This window comes from Pseudomonas sp. HD6422 (assembly GCF_025377065.1).
In the GTDB taxonomy this organism is placed as follows: domain Bacteria; phylum Pseudomonadota; class Gammaproteobacteria; order Pseudomonadales; family Pseudomonadaceae; genus Aquipseudomonas; species Aquipseudomonas putida_U.
This window is the reverse complement of record NZ_JAHWIW010000077.1, coordinates 1-2,413: the sequence shown is the minus strand read 5'-3', so window position 1 is coordinate 2,413 and position 2,413 is coordinate 1. Positions and strand designations below refer to the sequence as shown.

Here is a 2,413-nt window from a genome sequence, read left to right as displayed (position 1 = left end):
CGGTATCGGCAGGGGTGCTGGAACGGTATCGACAGGAGCGCTGGAACGGTATCGGCAGGGGTGCTGGAACGGTATCGGCAGGGGTGCTGGAACGGTATCGACAGGAGCGCTGGAACGGTATCGGCAGGGGTGCTGGAACGGTATCGACAGGAGCGCCGGAACGGCATCGGCAGGAGTGCTGGAACAGTATGACAGGAGCGCTGGAACAGCATCGCCAGGGGCGCTGGAACTTTATAAGTAGAAGGCTGGTACGTTACGAGCAGGAGTGCTGAAACGGTACCAGCGGGACTGGGACGGTATCAACGTTTCTTATCTAGGTGCCGCTTTTGAGAGGCGCTAGGAGTCGTCTTAACTTGGACCAAATGAGCTTCAACAAGATAGCTAAACGGTCTACCAACATTGGCACTTGCTTGCTTTACTGCCTCAAGAGACTTCAGCAAGTCCTTTTTAAAATCAATCAAGGAGCTTGCACGACTTCTGCACAACCTATGCAAAGTTTCGACTTTAAGATCATATGGCCGTGCGTGACTGGAATAGAATCCATGTAGCCACTGTGCAAGCGGCTTACCGCGCAGCGCATACCTTATTGACAAATCTACATCGGTGAATTGATCTTCACGAAAGAACACTCCGAGCTTCGGATTTAATCGTACGACATAAATTCGTTCACTTCGCTCATGATGATCGCGATAAACCTCATGAATCAAGCTGCCTTCATATGCGTACCGACCAACCTTCACCTGCAAAGCCGTAGCTTTCAAGCGACTGATGCTCAGGTCCAAAACACGTCGATTTTTACCCGAATCGGTTTTCCCCAAAACTTTTAAAAGGCGGTAGGCAGTAATTCTGCACTCGACTCCCAAATCTTGCATTCGCGCCAAATGTAGAACTGCTGTCCAAACGTCCAAATCACCTTGATCAAGGAGAGCACCTGTATAGAGGATACTGACACTACCTAGCGCATTGACCTCCATTTGTTCAACATAAGGACGCGCCCCCTTCCTCATGGCCCCAAACAACGCCGATCTAAGAGCCACATTAGGTACACGCCTAACTGAGTCGGACCAGTTTGGTAGTGATTCTCGCTTGGCTTCAACCTCGACCTCAACGTGCTTATCTTTTTCTTTACGCCTAGCAATAGAGCTCTTTCTAAGCTCCTCTATCTTGATATTTACGCGTGGTGGAAGTGGCGGATTTGTAGCCATCGTCAACGAACAGAGGAACTGATTTTATCCGCTACCCAAGCCTGTACCTGCTCGGCAGGCCATGCTACAGAATTCGCTCCGAGAGAGATTCCAGGAGGAAACTCGCCGGCTCGAATCAAACGGTAGATCTGAGACTTGCTTAGCCCTACTAGGGCACAGACTCCCGGCAGGCGAAGCAACAAAGGTGAAACAGATTGGTTAGCCATCTACAGGGCCTCCTGAGGCCGGATTGGATGGCTAGGCATTCAATGGCACCGCAGTAGAGGAGTCATGAGGAACCTCAAATTCTCATAGGGTTCCTCAAGATTTTCGCTAAGGATAAGTCACGCCTTTGTATCGGACTTGGACTGTATACCCATATATTTTCGCATGGTTCCATGATATGAAGGCATGTCAACTCCAGCCTCCTCCGCGAGAGCTATCAAGGTAGAGCACACATCAGAATTCTTACGCGGCGGGTTACTGAGCGTACAGGCATAACGTTTGATATTACTTGAGCTAACCTTATCATCATAATTAGTCGGCGACTCGCGATGAGCCTTATCAACTGCCTTTATTATATCAACCAGACCATTTACAATCTTGATGACAGTACCCAACTCCTGCTCGTTGAGCCCGCCATCGCTCCTACCCTTAGCTTTCTCAGCTAAATTAGTATTTAACAGAAAATCTGGACTTTCAAACCCTGCATTCAAAATCCACTCTACTAAGACGGACCCTGAAAAACAAACTACGCTATCAGGAACATCTATCGACCGCTGTGCCTCCTCACAATAACAGCTCAGTTTATTTTTATCACCCTTGCTCTGCGAGCAAAAAATCTCGTAGAAATACTTGCTCAACTCCTGAAAATAGATCACATGAGTTCCGGGGGATCGGTCATGACTTCCAAAACAACCAACCCAAAAAACATCATTAACCGAATTGGGAAGAAATCGATTTACACCGTACTCAACATATAATCTCTCAATCAGTTCATACAGCGCGTATGCAGCTTCTTGCGGGCTAATTTTGTAGAATCGAGCGTATCTCGGCACCAGATCAGACAGGCGCATAAAATCATCACTCACTGTGCACACTCTCTTCCTTTAATAGAAATCTCGGCAGCCCCACACGACAAAGCATCTAAATGTGAATCGCCCCTAGTTTCGTAGACACCTCCAAGCCTCATAATGAGGCCCAAATAGGAGGTGCCATGAGTCGTCAGC

Annotated in this window: 4 protein-coding genes; 1 reads left to right on the top strand and 3 read right to left on the bottom strand. The window is 48.3% G+C overall.

Annotated features, from left to right (window positions below):
* Positions 1–272: hypothetical protein (locus KY379_RS27085; RefSeq protein ID WP_261242698.1), on the top strand; the 272-nt coding region annotated here is incomplete at its 5' end.
* Between the two features lie 27 nt (positions 273–299).
* On the opposite strand, the gene trfA is transcribed toward KY379_RS27085, so the two are convergent.
* From trfA to KY379_RS27070, 3 genes are all read right to left on the bottom strand, one after another.
* Entirely contained in the window at positions 300–1,205 is a 906-nt protein-coding gene (trfA, locus tag KY379_RS27080; RefSeq protein WP_200929069.1) for a plasmid replication initiator TrfA, read from the bottom strand.
* A gap of 2 nt (positions 1,206–1,207) precedes the next feature.
* Complete coding sequence (locus KY379_RS27075) at positions 1,208–1,411, bottom strand: helix-turn-helix transcriptional regulator (protein WP_081502512.1); 204 nt, start codon at positions 1,409–1,411, stop codon at positions 1,208–1,210.
* 117 nt (positions 1,412–1,528) lie between these two features.
* A complete protein-coding gene (locus KY379_RS27070; RefSeq protein ID WP_216891712.1) occupies positions 1,529–2,275 on the bottom strand; it encodes a hypothetical protein in 747 nt (248 codons plus the stop codon).
* Between the last annotated feature and the right edge of the window lie 138 nt (positions 2,276–2,413).